Origin of the sequence: Streptomyces zagrosensis, assembly GCF_014203645.1 — a bacterium.
Classification (GTDB): Bacteria; Actinomycetota; Actinomycetes; order Streptomycetales; family Streptomycetaceae; genus Streptomyces; species Streptomyces zagrosensis.
This window is the reverse complement of the sequence record NZ_JACHJL010000013.1, coordinates 38,779-56,252: the sequence shown is the minus strand read 5'-3', so window position 1 is coordinate 56,252 and position 17,474 is coordinate 38,779. Positions and strand designations below refer to the sequence as shown.

The window sequence follows — 17,474 nt, the reverse complement described above, 5'->3', positions numbered from 1 at the left end:
GCAACCGGTGCGCCGCCCGCCCCGAAGGGCGCGCGACGCACCGGCAATGAGCTCACTGGTGCCAGGAGCGCCAGAGCGCGGCGTACGCACCGTTGGCTGCGATCAGTTCGTCGTGTCCGCCCAGCTCGCTGATACGGCCGTCCTCGACCACCGCGATCACATCCGCATCGTGCGCGGTGTGCAGCCGGTGCGCGATGGCCACCACGGTCCGTCCCTCAAGCACCCGGGCCAACGAGCGTTCCAGGTGTCGCGCCGCACGCGGATCGAGCAGCGATGTCGCCTCGTCCAGCACCAGCGTGTGGGGGTCAGCGAGCACCAGTCGGGCCAGCGCGACCTGCTGGGCCTGCGCGGGCGTCAAAGTGAGGCCACCCGAGCCGACCTCCGCTTCGAGACCACCCTCCAGCGCCCGGGCCCACCCATCCGCGTCCACCGCGGACAGCGCTGCCCACAGCTCGCGATCCACCGCGCCGGTACGGGCCAGCCGCAGGTTGTCCCGCAGGGAACCCACGAACACATGGTGCTCCTGGTTGACGAGCGCAACCTGCTGGCGCACCTGCTCGGCTGGCATCCGCGCCAGCTCGGCACCGCCGAGGGTGACCTCGCCCGTGCGTGGCGCATAGATCCCCGCGAGCAGTCTCCCCAGCGTGGACTTGCCTGCCCCGGAGGGCCCGACCAATGCCATCCGTGTCCCTGGCCGCACCGCGAGGGTCACGTCGTGCAACACATCGGTTCCCGCCCGGTAGCCGAAGCGCACCTCGTCAGCGCGCATGTCCCGGCCTTCCGGTGTCGCTGCGCCGTCCGTGTCCTCAGGCTCGATTTCCCGTACGCCTACCAATCGGGCCAGCGACACCTGAGCGATCTGCAACTCGTCGTACCAGCGCAAAATGAGGCCCACAGGCTCGACCAGCATCTGTGCCAGCAGCGCCCCCGTGGTGAGTTGGCCGACCGAGAGCCAGCCCTCCAGGACGAAGGCACCGCCCAGGATCAAAACCGAGGCCAGGATCAGCACATGTGCCCCGCTGATCACCGGGAAGAGCACCGTGCGCAGCCAGAGCGTGTACCGCTCCCAACTCGTCCACTCGCGTATCCGGCGATCGGAAAGAGTCACTCGGCGGCTGCCGAGCCGGTGCGTCTCGATGGTGCGGCCGGCATCCACCATCTCGGCCAGCGTGGCGGCGACGGCCGCGTACCCGGCGGCCTCCGAACGGTAGGCGCTCGGCGCCCTGCGGAAGTACCAGCGGCAACCGACCAGCAGTACCGGCAGCGCCACCAGGACGGCCAGGCCCAGCGGCGGCGCGGTCGCGGTGATTGCGCCGAGCAACAGCCCTGTCCACACCACACCGACCGCGAGCTGTGGCACGGCCTCGCGCATGGCGTTCGCAAGACGGTCGATATCGGTCGTGATCCGCGACAGCAGATCCCCGGTCCCCGCCCGCTCCAACACTCCCGGCGGCAGACCCACCGAGCGCACCAGGAAGTCCTCGCGCAGGTCCGCCAACATCTGCTCACCGAGGATCGCGCCACGCAACCGCACCTGGTGCACGAATACCGTCTGCACGGCCAGGGCCAGTGCGAACAGGGCAACGGTGCGGCCGAGCGCGACGTCGTCCTCGCCCGCCGCGAGGTCCTCCACCATGCCGCCCAGCAGGTAAGGCCCGACCATCGATGCCAGCACGGCGACGGTGTTGACCAGCATGAGCAGCCCGAAAGCGCGGCGGTGGCGGAGCAGCAGTTCGCGTACGTAACTCCGCACGGTCAGCGTCGAGCCGACAGGCAGGGTGGTAGCCGACTCCGGGGCGGCCGGGTCGTACTCCGGCGGTGCTACGCCGATCATGCCGACTCCTCGATCTTGCGGGCCTCGGTGGTCTGGTGGGTACTGCCGCCCGGCGCGACCGCCACCGGCTCCTCGTCACTTTGGCGAGTCACCACCGCGCGGTACGCCGGGTTGGTGAGCAGCAGTTCGCGGTGGGTGCCGACGTCCGCAACGGCGCCGTCAGGGACGAACACCACCCGGTCGGCACGGTCGAGCAGTAGAGGACTGGAGGCGAAGACGACCGTCGTGCGGCCGGTGCGCAGCCGACGTAGACCATCGGCGATCCGGGCTTCGGTGTGCGAGTCCACGGCGGAGGTGGGTTCGTCGAGGACCAGTACACCCGGATCGGTCACCAGCGACCTGGCCAAGGCCAACCGCTGCCGCTGCCCACCGGAAAGGGAGCGCCCACGTTCAGTGATCTTGGCCCGCTCCGGGTCGCCTGAGCCATCGTCCGCCGCCTGCGCCAGGGCCGTGAGTACGTCGCCGCACTGCGCGGCGTCCAATGCCTCTTGGGCGGAGACCGTGCCGGAACAGGGCACGTCGAGCAGTTCGCCGAGTGTCCCCGAGAGGAGCACCGGGTCCTTGTCCTGGACAAGCACTGCCGCTCGTGCGGCGATCAGCGGAAGGTCATCCAGTGCGATACCGCCGAGCAGTACCGAGGGCGCGCCGGATGCCGGCGGGGTGTCGGGCCGCGCCGTGGGGTTGTCGTTCTGCCGCGCAACGTCACTCGCCGCGGCCGTATGTGCTGCCCTGTCTGCTGTGTTTGCTGTGTTTGCCTCGTCGGCTTCCTCGTGTGTGTCGGTGGCGAGTTTGGCCGGCTCGGGTACGCCTGGTGCGTGGCCTCCCAACCGGTCGGCCAGGCGCCCCGCCGCGTCTGGGTCGCCGCACACGACGAGCGTCAGTTGCCCGGCGGGCGCGAGGAGGCCGGTCGCCGGGTCGTACAGGTCCCCGCCGAGTTCCACTGGATCGTCGCCGGTGTTGGCGCCGAACGCGTGCACGTCGGTTGACGTGGGCGCCCGGCCCGAACGCTGCAACGCCAGTACCTGGGCGGCGCGCTGCGCGGACGGCCGGGAGAAGGAGTAGGCCATGGCGATCTCTTCGAAGTGCCGCAGAGGAAAAAGGAGGAAGGTGACGGCGCCGTAGACCGTGACCAGTTCGCCGACGCCGATCCGGCCGTCCTGAGCCAGCCCGACCCCGTACCAGACGACGGCAATCAGCAGCAGTCCCGGAAGCGCAACCTGTACGGCGGCGATCAGTGCCCACATTCGGGCACTGCGCACTGCTGCGGCTCTGACTTCCTGGGAGGCCGCACGATAGCGGTCGAGGAACAATTCTTCGCCGCCGATGCCGCGCAGTACCCGTAGGCCCGCCACGGTGTCGGCGGCGAGCTCTGTGGCCCGGCCGGCCTTCTCCCGCTGAACGTCGGCCCGCCGGGTGGCATACGGCAGCAGCGGCAGTACACCGAGCGTCAGCAACGGGACGCCGATGGCGATCACCATGCCGAGAGCGGGCTGGTAGATGATCAGGCTCACGCACACCACGACGGTGGTCACCACCGCTGCCGCGAAGCGAGAGAGGGTTTCTACGAACCAGCCGATCTTCTCCACGTCCCCGGTGGAGACGGCGACGACCTCGCCGGCGGCGACCCGGCGGGTCAGTGCGGAACCGAGTTCGGCTGCTTTGCGGGCCAGGAGTTGCTGTAGCCGGGCGGCCACCGTGATCCAGTTGGTGATGGCCACCCGGTGCAGCATCGTGTCACCGGCCGCCGCGAGCGCACCGAGCACGAGCAACAGCCCACCGGCCAGCGCCAGTCGTTCGCCGGAGCGGTCTACCACGGCCTGTACGCCGAGACCGAGGGCCAAGGGCAGGCAGGCGAGGGCCGCCATGTGCAGCGTGCCCCACAAGGCGGCCACCACCTGTTGGCGCCGCTGTTGTTTGCCCAGCCAGATCAGCAGGCGGGGGCCGGAGCGCGCATCGGGGTGGCCGGGATCGGGGAACGGCAGATCTCGAATTTGCATGACATCCCGAGCTAGCGATGAATTCGACAGGAAGCAGGAAGCAGGAAGCAGGGGCGGGAGACGTGACAGGTTCGCCTTCCGAGCGGAGCGAATTCAACTGGTTTTCCCGGGCAGCGGGCGGTTCGGGCCGATCGGTCCCCGGGTGCTGCCGTGGTCCCGGCGAAGGGGTGCGACGATGGGAGCCATGCGAATGTCGGGTGTGGTGCGCGGGACGGTGGTGGCCGTGCTGGCTGCCGGCCTGCTGGCCGGTTGCGAGGGCAACGGTGGCAAAGACAAGGGGCCGGCGGGCGACGGCGCGAAGCAGGCGGGGCCAAAGGCGTCTTCCTCGGCGGACCCACGGCGCATCCCACATGTGGGGGACAAGCTGGCGGCGAAGATACCCGGTGTGACGCGGCAGGTGGTGGCCGTCTACGGCAGGGGCGAGAACTCGGCCGATGCCACAGTGGTGCTCTACACCAAGGACGGCGACACCTGGAAGCGTGACCGGTCCTGGTCCGCTCACAACGGCAGGCGGGGCTGGACGACCCACCACCGTGAGGACGATAAGCGCAGCCCGGTGGGCGTGTTCGCGCTCAGCGACGCGGGCGGTGTGCTGCCCAATCCCGGCGCCGAGCTGCCGTACCACCACGCCGCCGCCTTCGCAGCCCCGCACTACTGGCCCAAGACCCATTGGCACGACTTCGACTACGTCATCGCGATCGACTACAACCGCCTCACGGGTACCTCGCCACTGGACCCGACCCGCCCCCAGGGTCGCCGCAAGGGCGGCAGCATCTGGCTACATCTGGACCACGGGAGCGGCACGTCAGGCTGTGTGAGCCTGCCAAAGGCGGGGATGGAGTACCTGCTCAAGCACCTTGACCCGGCGCGGCATCCCGTCGTGGTGATGGGGGACAAGCAGCAGTTGGCTGCCTGACGCGGCGACATGCGATCCGCGCTGGCGTCCCGTACGTCGCACTTGGGCGCACGGGCCGTGCCCGTCAAGGCTAGCCCGCCGTGCATAGGTGCGCGGCCTGCCGCGCGAAGGCCGGGCCGCGCACCAGCCGGCGGTTATTCCGGTTTTTGCGAATCGATGCCCGGCCGTGCCTTCTTCCACAAACCCCGGGTGAAGTCAGGTATCGCCTGCGGCGCGCCGTTGGCCTTGATGGAGGCGTGACTCAGCGGCACCGGCGCGGTCCAGGTTGCCGCGTCGTAAACGTCGAAGTCGGGGACGAGTCCGAGTCGCATGCACTGCATCACCCGGAACAGCATGATGTAATCCATGCCGCCGTGGCCGCCCGGCGGATTGGCGTGTTCCTTCCAGAGCCAATGGTCCCAATCCGCGTACGCCGCGAAATCACCCCACTGGTCGTCGTTGTTGTCCGGTTCCAGGTAAATGCGTTCCGGATAGTCCTCGAATACTCCCTTGGTCCCACCGAGGATGTTGAGACGGCTGTACGGATGGGGGTTGGAGACGCAGTGCTCCAGCCGTATGACGCGGCCCTTCGCCGTCTGTACGAGGCTGATCGACATATCGCTGCCGACGTACGACTCCTTCCAGCTCGGGTCGCCCGGCGGCATATGGTCCTTGCGGTAGGCCGCCAGACCGCCGGTGGGCGAGCCGAACGTGCTGATTCGTACGGCGCGGTCGCTCCGGTTCACGTCCATGTAGTTGGCGACCGGGCCGAAACCGTGGTTCGGGTAGAGGTCGCCGCGTAGCCTGGTGTGCCACAGGCGGCGCCATGGCCCTTCGTAGTACGTGGGCGAGAACATCAGCCCGCGCAGGTCGTGGATGTACGCGCCGGCGCCGTGTAGCAAGTCGCCAAACAAGCCCGCGTGTGCCATGCGCAGCACCCGCATCTCATTTCTGCCGTACGCGCAGTTCTCCAACTGCAAACAGTGCCGACGGGTGCGCTCGGAGATATTGACGAGCTCCCACAACTGGGACAACTCCATGGCCAGCGGGCACTCCACGCCGACATGCTTGCCGTGCAGCATGGCCGTTTTGCACATGTCGAAATGCGAGTCCCAGGGCGTTGCCACATAGACGAAGTCAAGGTCTGAGCGCTTGCACAGGTTCTCGAAATCGTGGTCGTTCTTGGCGTAGATGGCCGGGGCGGGCTGTCCCGCTGCCGTGACCTTCCGGGCGGCTTTCTCGGCCTTTTCCCGCACCGGATCACAGAGCGCGATGACGCGTACGCCCGGCAATGCGAGAAACAGGTCGATCATGCTGCCGCCGCGCTGCCCCAGGCCGATGATGCCCACTCGTACGGTGCTGCGCCGCTCGAAGGGCACGCCGATCATGGTCGTGCCGCGCTGCTGCGGCGACGCGGCTTCGTCCGCCGGTGTGTCGTCCGCTGTCTGCGCGCCGTGCGCCGCCGCCTGTTGCGCTCCCAGGCCGCCGAGGCCGAGCCCGGCCCCGGCGGCGCTCGCCGTCCACAGCACCGAACGGCGGCTGGGTGCGGGGCCATCGGAGACGGCGCTGGCCTCCGTGTCGGTGAGGTTGCTGGGGTCGTGGGGTGTTGCCTCGTTCATCGAGCCTCCTGGAAAGCTGACGGCGCGTGGCGTGCGGAGATCGTGTCAGACCCTGGCGGGTGTGAGCCGTGTGCCACAAGAGGCGGAACTGGACTCTTGGCGGGAAGGGTTGGACTTTCGTCGGGAGCCGGGTACCGGGGCATCGGCTCGCTGCGCTTCCTACGGCCCGGTGCGCGCGGCTCATGGCCCCCGCAGGGCCCCGGCTTACGGCCGCAGGACCCCCGTTAGGCCAAGGCCGGGGACGCAGTCGGGCTCAGCGGCGGCTGTCGCGGTCGTCCGGGCAGTCCGCGAGGGTGTCGAGCAAGCCGCCGAGCAAGGCCCGATCGTGCTCACTGAGCGGTGCCAGGATGTCCTCCGCCGCGGATCGACGCGCTCGGTGTAGCGCGCGTAGCGTCGCGCGGCCGGCTTCTGTCAGCTCGATCCGCACCACCCGCCGGTTCGCCGGATCGGCCGCACGGCGCACCACGCCGTTCGTCTCCAGGGCGTCCACCAGCGTCGTCACCGCACGCGGTACGACCTCAAGCCGTGCGGCCAAGTCGGCCATGCGCGGCGGCTCGGCGTCGTACTGCGCCACGGTGCGCAGCAACCGGGCCTGTGCGGGAGTGATGCCCAACGGTTCCAGATAGCACTTGTGCGCACGGTGCAGTCTGCGAGTGAGGCGCAGAAGCTGCTCGGCGAGGTGACCGGAGGCGTCGGAGGTGGGCATGGCCCGAATCTTATCAGGACAAAGCTCATTGTGAGCCTAGGTAACAATGAGCTATGCTCGGTAAATCGCGCCGGCAGGCGGTCGGCAAGCGTCCACACCTTCGGAAGGGGTCCATGCGCGACGACGAACCACAGTGGGTCCCGCCCGCTGCTGACCCGGAAGAGCCCGCACAGGTCCGGCGTATTCTTCGCCTCTTCCGTCCCTACCGAGGTCGGCTCGCCCTGGTCGGGCTGTTGGTGGCTGCCTCATCACTGGTCTCCGTGGCCTCGCCTTTCATGCTCCGCGAGGTGCTCGACACCGCCATCCCCGAAGGACGCTCGGGCCTGTTGACGCTGCTCGTGTGCGGCATGATCCTCGCAGCCGTCGTCACCAGCGTCTTCGGCGTCCTACAGACCCTGATCTCCACCACCGTAGGCCAGCGGGTGATGCACGATCTACGTGCTGCCGTCTACGACCGGCTCCAGCGCATGCCGCTGGCCTTCTTCACTCGCACGCGCACCGGCGAGGTGCAGTCCCGCATCGCCAACGACATCGGCGGCATGCAGGCCACCGTCACCTCCACCGCTACCTCGCTGGTCTCCAACCTGACCAGCGTCATTGCGAGCATCGTGGCGATGCTCGCGCTCGACTGGCGGCTGACCGTGGTCTCCCTCTGCCTGCTTCCCGTCTTCGTGTGGATCAGTCGCCGGGTCGGCAGGGAGCGCAAGAGGATCACCTCGCAGCGGCAGAAGCAGATGGCGGCGATGGCCGCGCTCGTCACCGAGTCGCTGTCGGTCAGCGGCATCCTGCTCGGCCGGACCATGGGCCGGGCGGACTCGCTCACTCAGGAGTTCACCCGCGAGTCCGAGCGGCTCGTCGATCTTGAGGTGCGCTCCAGCATGGCCGGCCGTTGGCGGATGTCAACGATCGGGATCGTCATGGCGGCCATGCCCGCGATCATCTACTGGACGGCCGGGATGGCGCTCCAGACGGGCGGCCCGGGCCTTTCGATCGGCACCCTCGTCGCCTTTGTCTCCCTCCAGCAGGGTCTGTTCCGGCCAACGGTGAGTTTGCTGTCCACCGGTGTGCAGATGCAGACCTCGCTCGCGCTGTTCCACCGCATCTTCGAGTACCTCGACCTCTCGGTGGACATCGCCGAGCCGGAGCAACCGGTGCACCTGGAGCAGGTGCGTGGCGAGGTGCGCTTTGACGGCGTGGACTTCTCCTACGACCCGGAGGCGACCGAGCGCACATTGCGGAGCATCGACCTCACGGTGCCCGCAGGAGGCAGCCTGGCCGTGGTCGGGCCCACCGGGTCGGGCAAGAGCACGCTGAGCTATCTCGTGCCCCGGCTCTACGACGTCACCGGTGGGCGGGTGCTCATCGACGGGGTGGATGTTCGAGATCTGAGCTTCGACACGCTGGCTCGTGCGGTCGGCGTCGTCTCCCAAGAAACGTATCTCTTCCATGCGTCGGTGGCCGACAACCTGCGCTTCGCCAAGCCCGACGCGACCGATGAGGAGTTGCGCGCCGCGGCCGAGGCGGCCCAGATCCACGACCACATCGCGTCCCTGCCCGATGGTTACGACACCCTCGTTGGCGAGCGTGGGTACCGGTTCTCGGGAGGGGAGAAACAGCGGCTCGCTATCGCACGAACGATTCTGCGCGATCCACCCGTGCTGATCCTCGACGAGGCCACCAGCGCGCTGGACACTCGCACCGAGCACGCCGTGCAGCGGGCCATCGACGCCCTCGCGGCCAACCGCACCACCCTCACCATCGCGCATCGGCTCTCGACCGTGCGCGACGCGGACCAGATCGTCGTCCTCGACGGCGGTGTCATCGCCGAGAGCGGTACGCACGAGGAACTCATGCTGAGCCAGGGCCGGTACGCGCAACTTGTGCGCCGGGACGCCAAGTTGCCTGCGGCGATACCGGCCAGATGATCCGAAGGGCGACGCCGCGCCTCGGAGCACCAGGGGATAGCGGCCGTCTGGTGCTCATAACCGTCTGTACCGAGTGCCCGCGCGCACGTCGTGGCGCTGGTCGTGGTGGCTTACGCGGTCTCGTCAGGCCCTGGCCCGAACGCGCGCAGGAAGGTGCGTACCGCGGCGCGGGCGACCTCGCGCGCCTCGGCGTCGGAAACCGGGCGGGTGCCCAGGCGCGAGCGGGCCTCCATGGGGCCGGTGAGTAGGGCGAAGAACTGCTCGGCGGCCTGCGCGGGATCGGCCGTGTGCAGCCGCCCGGCCAGGGTGAGCCGCGCGAACCGGTCGGCCAGCGCTTCCTGTACCCGGTGAGTTCCGTGACCCCACACGGAGTCCAGCAGTTCGGGGAACTTGCCGACCTCGGCGTACAGCAGTCGGCGTAGCGCCCAGGAGCGTTCGTCGCAGGAGCACAGCAGCAGGCGGTAGCCCACATCTTCGAGCGTCGCGCTCAAGGCAGCCGCGTCGTCGGCCGTGGCACCCTCGGCGCGAAGCTCCGCGACCACGGCCAGGCTGGCGGTCAGCGCACGTGCGCCCGCCGCCTCCATGGCGTGCCGAAACAGGTTCTCCTTGTCGCCGAGGTGGTTGTACACGGTGGGCTTGGCGACTCCCGCCTCGGCCGCGATGACCCGCACGCAAGCCTGGCCGTATCCCTCACGCGCGAACACCGTGAAGGCGGCGCCCAAAATCGCGTGCCGCTTGTCGATCCGTCCCCGTGGGGCGCCTGCTCCCGCCGTCTGCGGGGAACTCACTTCGCTCACCTGGGCATCGTACCGACTGTCACAGCACTCTGAACCAATGGGTCCAATTGCATGGTCGTAGTCGTTGTGCATTACTAGTGGGGCCACTGAATTGAACCGGGTGGTTCAGTTCTGGAGTGCCCAAGACGCCCTCCGGGCGTGCGTCCACCGCCAGCGAGGAGACCGTGCATGAAAAATCTGGTGATTTCCGGGGGGACCGATGGGATGGGCAAGGCCATCGCGCTGACCTATCTGCGGCGGGGCGACCGGGTGACCATCGTGGGCCGCGATCCGCGCAAGGGGGAGGCGATCCTCGCGCAGGCGCGTGAGATCGGTGCGGGCGAACGCGTGCATTTCCTGCGGGCCGATCTCAGCCTGGTGGCGGAGAACAGGAAGACCATCGACGAGATAGCGGTGACGCTGCCGGCGGTGGACGCGCTGGTGCTGTGCGCGCGGTACTTCCGTTCGACGCGCTGGGAGACAGCGGACGGGTTCGAGGGCACCTTCGCGCTGGAGTACCTGAGCCGCTTCCTGCTCAGCCACGGGCTGCGGACCTTGCTGGAGAAGGCGGACGCGCCGGTGATCGTGAATGTCTCGGGCCCTGGCATGGCGAAGGGCGAAATCCGCTGGGACGACTTCGGCTTCCAGCACGGCTACCACGGAGCGGCGGCCCAACTGCATGCCGGCGTGGCCAACGACTTGCTCGGCGTCGCCTTCGCCGCCACCTACCCCGCGACGCGCACTCGTTATGTGCTGGTGCACCCCGGTGGCGTGGCCACCAGTTTCTCCGGGGAGTACGACGCCGAGTCCGCTCGGCACGTCGCGCAGCTACAGCAGACCGGCAGGCCCGTGGCGGAGGGCATCGTGCCGATCGTGGCCCGTATCGACAGCCCGCCGGCCGCACCGGTCAGCGCCTTCGTACGGTCCCAGCAGATCAACCTAGCTGCCCCGGACTTCGATGAGAGATCAGCGATGCGACTGCGCGACCTGACCCAGCGGCTGCTGGGGGAGTGACCGCAGCAACGGCAGGGCAGTGAGGTGGGCGCCAGATGGCGCCCGCTCCACGCTGTGAGAGCAGGTGACGGGCCGGGGTGGTAAAGGCCGGGTGCAACACCCGAACAGCTCGCGTGCGTCAGCCGAACAGTTGGCGCAGGAACCGGATGTGTTCAACCTGTTGGTGCGGCCCCCCGCCCTCATGGCCGTTGAACTGCCACACCAACAATTCCTTGTCTCCAGCGTAGTGCTGATGCGCGGCGAAGCCCGTGGAGGTGGGGGTGATCGGGTCGCGGAGCGCCGTGGAAAACAACGCGGGAACGGTGGCGCGCACGGCGAAGTTGAGCCCATCGAAGTGATCGAGCGTGCGCAACACCTGCTGTACGTGCCGGCGTTGGCCAGCACAGTAACGGGCCAATTCCGCATACGGCTCCGCGTCGGTGATCTCGATGGCACGCCGGATATCCGTGAGGAACGGCATATCGATCAAGGCGCCCGCAATGCCGGGCGCCAGGGCCGCCGCCACCATGGCCAGCACTCCGCCCTGGCTATGCCCTGCGACGACAATGCGGTCCGGGTCCACGGCCGGATGGGTCCGTGCGGCCTCAACGGCCCGTACCGCATCGGTGTACAGCCGTCGGTAGTAGTAGTCGTCCGGATCGAGGATGCCCTTGGTCACCATCCCCGGCACCGCGGGGCCTGCCGCCCCGACCGGGTCCGGGGTGTCGCCGGGCCGGCCGATGCCGGACTGGCCGCGGGTGTCCATCACGAACGTCACATATCCGGCCGCCGGCCACAGCAGCCAGTCGTACGGCAGCGCGCGCCCGCCGCCGTACCCGAGGTACTGCACCACACAAGGCAGCGACTCGACGGCACCCGGCGCGCCCTTGGGAGCCAGTAGCCAGCCGCGGACGCGGTGTCCGCCGAAGCCCGAGAACGTGACGTCGTAGGTGTCCAGCAGGGCGAGACCCGCGTCGTACTCAGTGAAGTCGGCGTCGAGCGGATGGTCCCGCGCCTCGGCGATGGTGCGCCTCCAAAAGGCGTCGAAGCCGGGCGGCTCGGGCAGCGGCGGTCGGTAGGTACGGAGCGCGTCAAGGGGAAGATCCATGAACACGGCGCGGGCCTCCGCTCGTCAACGCTGGTGTGGGCTGCGCCGCCTCAGCTCGCCCGTACGGCGCGCAGACTCTCCACTCTCGCCTGGATCGCTTGCAACGCACCAGGTCTGCGCCCCGGCACGCGGGTACGTAGCGCAATCAGCTCCGTTGCCAGCGCCCGAGCTCGGGCCGGGTCGCTTACGTGCTGCCACTGATGGTGCGCCCGGTCCACCGCGCTTTCCACATCGGGCTGGTCCTCGGCCTGGCCCGCACTGAGCCGGGTGGTAGCGGCTGCCATCCACAGCTCACTGGCGCGTGCCGGGTCGCCGGCGAGCCGGGCCAGGTCGGCGCGTACCTCAAGCCAGTGCAGCGCTTGGGGCGAGTCGGGCCCCGCCGACCGGAACGCATCCTGCTCCCAGGCCGCGGCCATCGCGGCGGCCTCACTGTGGCGCCCAGCACGGGCGGCTTCCAGTATGGCGCCGTGCGGATCGTGGGCGGCTTCGGCTGTGGTCGCCGGTGCGGCGGTGGGGCGCGAGGGCGATGGCTCGGCCGCACGGGCGGCCGGGACGGAAGGTAGCGCGTCAGCGGGCTCGGCCGCCGCGTTCCCTTCGCCTCCCCGCGCGGGCGTCGTAGGCGCCGAGCCGGGCCACGCGGGGGCGGCACCGCCTGGTGCAAAACCCAGCTCGGCCGGCGTGGGGCCAGGGGCCGTTGGGTAACCGGGGGCCTGCTGTGAGTCGGGCGCCGGCCAGGACGCGTGCGGCGGTGCGGAAGCCTGCGGCGGCGAGGAAGCTGGCGGCGGTGCGGCAGTCGGCGGCGCGGACGCCACGGCCGGCAACCGATCGGACGCGGCCGGCGGCGCCTCGCCCGCCACCCCTGGCACCTGGTGACCCGATGTGGGCGCAGCCCCCGCGCCGGGGCGCTGCTCGAACTGCGGCACACGCCCCGGTTCCGGCAGCGCCGTGGGCAGCGAGCCCGCTTCCCTCGACGGTGCCGCCGGCTGTTCCAGCATCGCCGCTTGCCACGGCTGGTCCACCGCATCCACAGGAGGCATATCCGCCAACGCGGCGGGCAGCGGCGGCCGGTCACCTGGCGAACCCATCACGGCCTGGTGCGGCGAGATGAGAAGTTCGGAGCCACGACCGAGCCCGGACTGCTCGACCGCATGCTGGTGCAACTGAACCAGCGCAGGGCGGACGGTGGCCGCGCGGAGCGCCGCCGCCACGGCACGCGTGTAGTGCGGCGTACTGAGCTGGCGGCGCCGTGGCGGCGGAGCGACGCACCCGTACACCGTGAGCCCGGTCGCCAGCCGCTCGGCGGTCAACGTGGGCCAGGTGGCCTCGTCGGCGACCAGGTCGGCGAAGACGGTGGTACTCCCCATCGGCCGGTGCCCCAGCTCCGAGAGCAGCCAATGCCAGGGCAGCGCGGTGTAACGGGCCGTCTTGGGGACCGTACGAGCCAGCGCCAGGTGGGGGAGCTGCTGCTTGCTGTCCAGCATCAACTGGCCGACCACGTACACCAGCACCGGCCCGGGATGCGCGGCGGCCGTGCGCAGATGGGCCAGCACCGTGTGCGGTTCATCGGGATCGACGAGCTGAACCACCTGCGCGCCGCCCGCGGTATCAAGGAGCACCGCCGGTGCCACGGCCGCCAGCGGTGCCAGTGCGGCGGCCGTATCCATCGCCCGTTGCCTGCCCGTCGGTCCTGCCGCGATGAGCAGGGCGTATCCCGACGCGCTCGCCGTTCCTGCCCCGTTGTTTGCCATAGCAGCACCGTATCCGTTCGAGGCGTGGTCCTGGGGGCCACCCGTGGGGAGCGTCAGAAAGCCGTTGGGGGTGGGTGCGGGGGGATCACTCGAAACAATCGGGCAACAGACGGGCGCGTCAGCGCCCGCGAACGGGCATCACAGACCCCCGGCAAGACCCGCCGATGCGCCACTGGCCTGCGGCTATCCCGGGCGTGAAACGGGCAGATGCGGGCGTGAGTGGTCCGGTGCCTGGCCTGGCCAGCATCCCAACAACCCTTGTACAACTCTCTTCAGGTGCCCGAACGGGCAGCGCAGCTCGTCGGATGGGAGAGTCCCCGTGGACGCCGAGGAACGCCGACGCACGATTCTCGAACTGGCCCGTGACACCGGTTCCGTCCTCGTCGTGGAGCTGGCGAACAAGTTGGGAGTGTCGAAGGAGACCGTACGGCGCGATTTGCACACCATGGAAAACCGCGGCCTGATGCGGCGTACCCATGGCGGCGCGTACCCCGTGGAAAGCGCCGGCTATGAGACGACGCTCGCCTTTCGCACCACCATGCACGTCGCCGAAAAGACGCGCATCGCGGTAGCCGCCAGCGAGCTCGTCGGTGACGCTGAGACGGTCTACATCGACGAGGGATTCACGCCTCAACTGATCGCACAGGCCCTGCCCCGCGAGCGGCCATTGACCGTGATCACCTCCTCGCTCGCCACCGCGAGCGGGCTTGCGGCCAGTGAGCGCATCACCGCGTTATTACTCGGCGGCCGGGTCAGGGGAGGCACGTTAGCCACCGTCGATCACTGGGCCACGCACATGCTCCGGGGCTTCGTGATCGACCTGGCGTTCATCGGCGCCAACGGCATCTCCCGACAGTACGGGCTGACCACGCCCGACCCGGCCGTCAGTGAGGTCAAAGCACAGGTGATGCGGGCGGCCCGACGCCGGATCTTCGCCGGCGTGCACACCAAGTTCGGCGCCGTCAGCTTCTGTCGGTTCGCCGAAGCCCAAGAATTCGAGGCCATCATCACCGACACCGGCTTGCCGCTGGCCGAGGCCCACCGCTACGCCCTGCTCGGGCCCCAGGTGCTGCGGGTGTGACCGCCCCCGTCCCGAGATCTCCCGTACGGCGACATCCCCTCACACCGTTCGTACGGTGCGCCTCCCCGTCCCGGCTAGCCCTGTCCCTATGACGACCCGCCTGTCCGCCACACCACGAGTGCAGCACCGCCCGCACCGCTACCCGACCTGTGCCGCTCCGTAGCCCCGTACTGCCGCTGTAGCCCCGCGCTGCTCCTTGGCCCGCGCGGTGACCCGTCCTCGCCAGGCCCCGTGTGGCGTGCCGCATGCCCGGGCCCCGCCGCGTGTCGCGCCGCTCGTTTCATGCTGCTCGCTTCGTGCCGCTCGGTTCGTGCTGGGCAGGCTCAGATAGCAGCCTTCACCAGTCGCCTAGCAGACCGATTCACGGGGGAGAGTCTTATGCCCAGCCACACCCGACGCGGTGTCCGCGCGCTGGTCGCCGTCGCCTCGGCGGGGGCGCTCATCGCGGCGTGCGCCGGCTGCGAAGGGTACGTCGGAGCCGGTGGCTCATCGCTCTTCGGCGGGGACGCCATCAATGTCCTGATGGTGAACAACCCGCAGATGACCGAATTGCAGCGGCTGACCAAGCGGCACTTCACCGAAGAGACCGGCATCGAGGTCAACTTCACGGTACTGCCGGAGAACGACGTCCGCGACAAGATCAGTCAGGACTTCTCCAATCAGGCGGGGCAGTACGACGTCGCCACCATCAGCAACTTCGAAGTGCCGTTCTTCTCCGACCACGGCTGGCTGCACGACCTGGGCCCCTATCTCGCCAAGGACACGTCCTTCGATCAGCGGGACATCCTCGCGCCCGTACGGCAGTCGCTGACCGCCGACGATGGAAAGGTCTACGCCGAGCCGTTCTACGGGGAGTCGTCCTTCCTGATGTACCGCAAGGACGTGTTCGCCGAACGCGGCCTGACCATGCCCGCCGAGCCGACCTGGCAGCAAGTGGCGGCACTGGCCGCGAAGACCGACGGCGCACGCCCCGGCATGAAGGGCATCTGCCTGCGTGGGCTGCCGGGTTGGGGCGAGCTGACCGCGCCACTGACCACCGTCGTGAACACCTTCGGCGGCACCTGGTTCAACGCGGACTGGCAGGCGCAACTGACCGAGCCCGAGTTCGTCAAGGCGACCGAGTTCTACGTCGATTTGGTGCGCAAACACGGCCAGTCAGGCGCCGCACAGTCCGGCTACGCGGAGTGCCTGAACAACATGACCCAGGGCAAGAGCGCCATGTGGTACGACGCCACAGCCGCCGCCGGTTCGCTAGAGGCAGCGAAGTCCCCCGTCAAGGGCAAGGTCGGCTATGTGAAGGCGCCGGTCGTCAAGACGCCGTCCGCCGGCTGGCTCTACACCTGGGCCTGGGGGCTACAGAAGGCTTCCAAGAAGCCCGACGACGCCTGGCGGTTCATCTCCTGGGCATCCAGCAAGGAGTACGAGGCACTGGTCGGCCGCGAAAGCGGCTGGGCCAACGTGCCGGCCGGCAAGCGCGCATCCACCTACGCCCGTCCCGAGTATCGCGCCGCCGCCACGGCGTTCGCCGACATCACCCACCGCTCCATCAGCGCTACCAGGCCGCGCGACCCAGGCGTCCAACCCCGGCCCGTAGCCGGCATCCAGTTTGTTGGCATACCCGAGTTCACCGACCTCGGCACCAAGGTCTCCCAGGAGATCAGCGCCGCCATCGCCGGACGACAGTCGGTCAGCGACGCACTGCGCAGCTCACAGAAGATGGCCGAGCAGGTCGGCAAGGAGTACCAGGACTGATGACCACTCCGTCCGCCGCACCACCCCCGTCCATCGGGCCGCGGACCGCCACCGCGAGCACCCCGCAGCCGCCCATCTCACCGTCGCCATCCACCACACCGCCGCGGGCACCGGGCCGCCTCAAGGCGTGGGCGACCCGCGCCCCGCTGCTGCCTGCCCTGGTCTTCCTGATCGCCGTCACCCAACTCCCTTTCGTCGCCACCTTGGTGATCTCCCTCTTCGACTGGAACTCCCTGGACCCGGACGAACGGCACTTCACCGGATTGAGCAACTATCAGCACGCCGCCCAAGACGCCGCACTACGCGAATCGGTGCTCACCACCGCCGTGTTGACCGCCACGGTCGTACTCACCACCGTCGTGCTCGGACTGCTGCTCGCGCTGCTGCTTGACCGCAAGTTCCGGGGCCGCGGAGTGGTCCGTACGCTCCTCATCGCGCCCTTCCTGGTGGTGCCGGTCGCCGCCGCGCTGCTGTGGAAACACGCTCTCTACAACCCCGAGTACGGGTTGTTCAACGGCGCCCTGTCCTGGGTGGCCGAACGCTTCGGTGATGACACACCGCCACAGCCGGACTGGGTGTCGGAGATGCCGCTGCTCGCCGTGGAAGCGTCCTTGGTGTGGCAGTGGACGCCGTTCATGATGCTGATCCTGCTGGCGGGGCTGCAAAGCCGGCCGCTGGACATGATCGAGGCGGCCCGCATCGACGGCGCGGGCAACTGGCAGATCTTCCGCTACCTGACCCTGCCACATCTGCGCCGCTATCTGGAGTTGGGCGTACTCCTCGGCTCGGTCTACATCGTGCAGAACTTCGACGCGGTGTTCACCATCACATCGGGTGGTCTGGACACGGCGAACCTGCCCTACACCATCTACCAGACCTTCTACCAAGCACACGAGTACGGGCAGGCGTCCGCCGCCGGTGTGCTCGTGGTCATCGGCTCGATCATCATCGCGACCTTCGCGCTGCGGGTGGTCTCATCGCTGTTCACCGAGGGGGCGTCCCGCTCATGACCACCACCACCGCCGCCGACGCCTCGGCAG

Annotated in this window: 13 protein-coding genes; 6 read left to right on the top strand and 7 right to left on the bottom strand. The window is 68.9% G+C overall.

Going from position 1 to position 17,474, the window contains the following annotated elements; genetic code table 11:
- Nucleotides 1–52: 52 nt before the first annotated feature.
- Together FHS42_RS23195 and FHS42_RS23190 are read right to left on the bottom strand one after the other, a co-directional pair.
- Nucleotides 53–1,834 (bottom strand): ABC transporter ATP-binding protein, encoded by a 1,782-nt coding sequence (locus FHS42_RS23195; RefSeq protein ID WP_184574999.1) that lies wholly within the window; start codon nucleotides 1,832–1,834, stop codon nucleotides 53–55.
- A complete protein-coding gene (locus tag FHS42_RS23190) occupies nucleotides 1,831–3,831 on the bottom strand; it encodes an ABC transporter transmembrane domain-containing protein (protein WP_184574997.1) in 2,001 nt (666 codons plus the stop codon). The genes FHS42_RS23195 and FHS42_RS23190 overlap by 4 nt, the downstream gene beginning before the upstream one ends.
- A gap of 184 nt (nucleotides 3,832–4,015) precedes the next feature.
- Here FHS42_RS23190 and FHS42_RS23185 point away from each other — a divergent pair, with 184 nt between their 5' ends.
- On the top strand, nucleotides 4,016–4,747 hold the full coding sequence (locus tag FHS42_RS23185) for a L,D-transpeptidase family protein (RefSeq protein WP_246495309.1): 732 nt from the start codon (nucleotides 4,016–4,018) through the stop codon (nucleotides 4,745–4,747).
- A gap of 134 nt (nucleotides 4,748–4,881) precedes the next feature.
- On the opposite strand, the gene FHS42_RS23180 is transcribed toward FHS42_RS23185, so the two are convergent.
- Both FHS42_RS23180 and FHS42_RS23175 read right to left on the bottom strand, forming a co-directional pair.
- Nucleotides 4,882–6,345 (bottom strand): Gfo/Idh/MocA family protein, encoded by a 1,464-nt coding sequence (locus tag FHS42_RS23180; RefSeq protein ID WP_184574993.1) that lies wholly within the window; start codon nucleotides 6,343–6,345, stop codon nucleotides 4,882–4,884.
- A 253-nt stretch (nucleotides 6,346–6,598) separates the two neighbouring features.
- Nucleotides 6,599–7,051, bottom strand: a complete 453-nt coding sequence (locus FHS42_RS23175; protein WP_184574991.1) for a MarR family winged helix-turn-helix transcriptional regulator — start codon at nucleotides 7,049–7,051, stop codon at nucleotides 6,599–6,601.
- Nucleotides 7,052–7,164: 113 nt separating this feature from the next.
- On the opposite strand from FHS42_RS23175, the gene FHS42_RS23170 reads away from it, so the two are divergent.
- Nucleotides 7,165–8,976 carry an ABC transporter ATP-binding protein gene (locus FHS42_RS23170; RefSeq protein ID WP_184574989.1) on the top strand — a complete coding sequence of 604 codons (1,812 nt, stop codon included), beginning with the start codon at nucleotides 7,165–7,167 and terminating at the stop codon, nucleotides 8,974–8,976.
- 110 nt (nucleotides 8,977–9,086) lie between these two features.
- On the opposite strand, the gene FHS42_RS23165 is transcribed toward FHS42_RS23170, so the two are convergent.
- Nucleotides 9,087–9,773 (bottom strand): TetR/AcrR family transcriptional regulator, encoded by a 687-nt coding sequence (locus FHS42_RS23165; protein ID WP_312867002.1) that lies wholly within the window; start codon nucleotides 9,771–9,773, stop codon nucleotides 9,087–9,089.
- Between the two features lie 168 nt (nucleotides 9,774–9,941).
- On the opposite strand from FHS42_RS23165, the gene FHS42_RS23160 reads away from it, so the two are divergent.
- On the top strand, nucleotides 9,942–10,766 hold the full coding sequence (locus FHS42_RS23160) for an SDR family NAD(P)-dependent oxidoreductase (RefSeq protein ID WP_184574987.1): 825 nt from the start codon (nucleotides 9,942–9,944) through the stop codon (nucleotides 10,764–10,766).
- Between the two features lie 118 nt (nucleotides 10,767–10,884).
- On the opposite strand, the gene FHS42_RS23155 is transcribed toward FHS42_RS23160, so the two are convergent.
- Together FHS42_RS23155 and FHS42_RS23150 are read right to left on the bottom strand one after the other, a co-directional pair.
- On the bottom strand, nucleotides 10,885–11,859 hold the full coding sequence (locus FHS42_RS23155) for an acetylxylan esterase (protein ID WP_184574985.1): 975 nt from the start codon (nucleotides 11,857–11,859) through the stop codon (nucleotides 10,885–10,887).
- Nucleotides 11,860–11,903: 44 nt separating this feature from the next.
- Nucleotides 11,904–13,601, bottom strand: a complete 1,698-nt coding sequence (locus FHS42_RS23150) for a hypothetical protein (RefSeq protein ID WP_184574983.1) — start codon at nucleotides 13,599–13,601, stop codon at nucleotides 11,904–11,906.
- Nucleotides 13,602–13,920: 319 nt separating this feature from the next.
- Here FHS42_RS23150 and FHS42_RS37390 point away from each other — a divergent pair, with 319 nt between their 5' ends.
- The 3 genes from FHS42_RS37390 (at nucleotide 13,921) to FHS42_RS23135 (ending at nucleotide 17,444) form a co-directional block, all read left to right on the top strand.
- Nucleotides 13,921–14,682, top strand: coding sequence for a DeoR/GlpR family DNA-binding transcription regulator (locus FHS42_RS37390; protein WP_184574981.1), 762 nt, complete (start codon nucleotides 13,921–13,923; stop codon nucleotides 14,680–14,682).
- Nucleotides 14,683–15,060: 378 nt separating this feature from the next.
- Nucleotides 15,061–16,434 carry an ABC transporter substrate-binding protein gene (locus FHS42_RS23140; protein ID WP_184574980.1) on the top strand — a complete coding sequence of 458 codons (1,374 nt, stop codon included), beginning with the start codon at nucleotides 15,061–15,063 and terminating at the stop codon, nucleotides 16,432–16,434.
- A complete protein-coding gene (locus FHS42_RS23135) occupies nucleotides 16,434–17,444 on the top strand; it encodes a carbohydrate ABC transporter permease (RefSeq protein WP_184574978.1) in 1,011 nt (336 codons plus the stop codon). Before FHS42_RS23140 ends, FHS42_RS23135 begins: the two co-directional genes overlap by 1 nt.
- Nucleotides 17,445–17,474 lie beyond the last annotated feature (30 nt).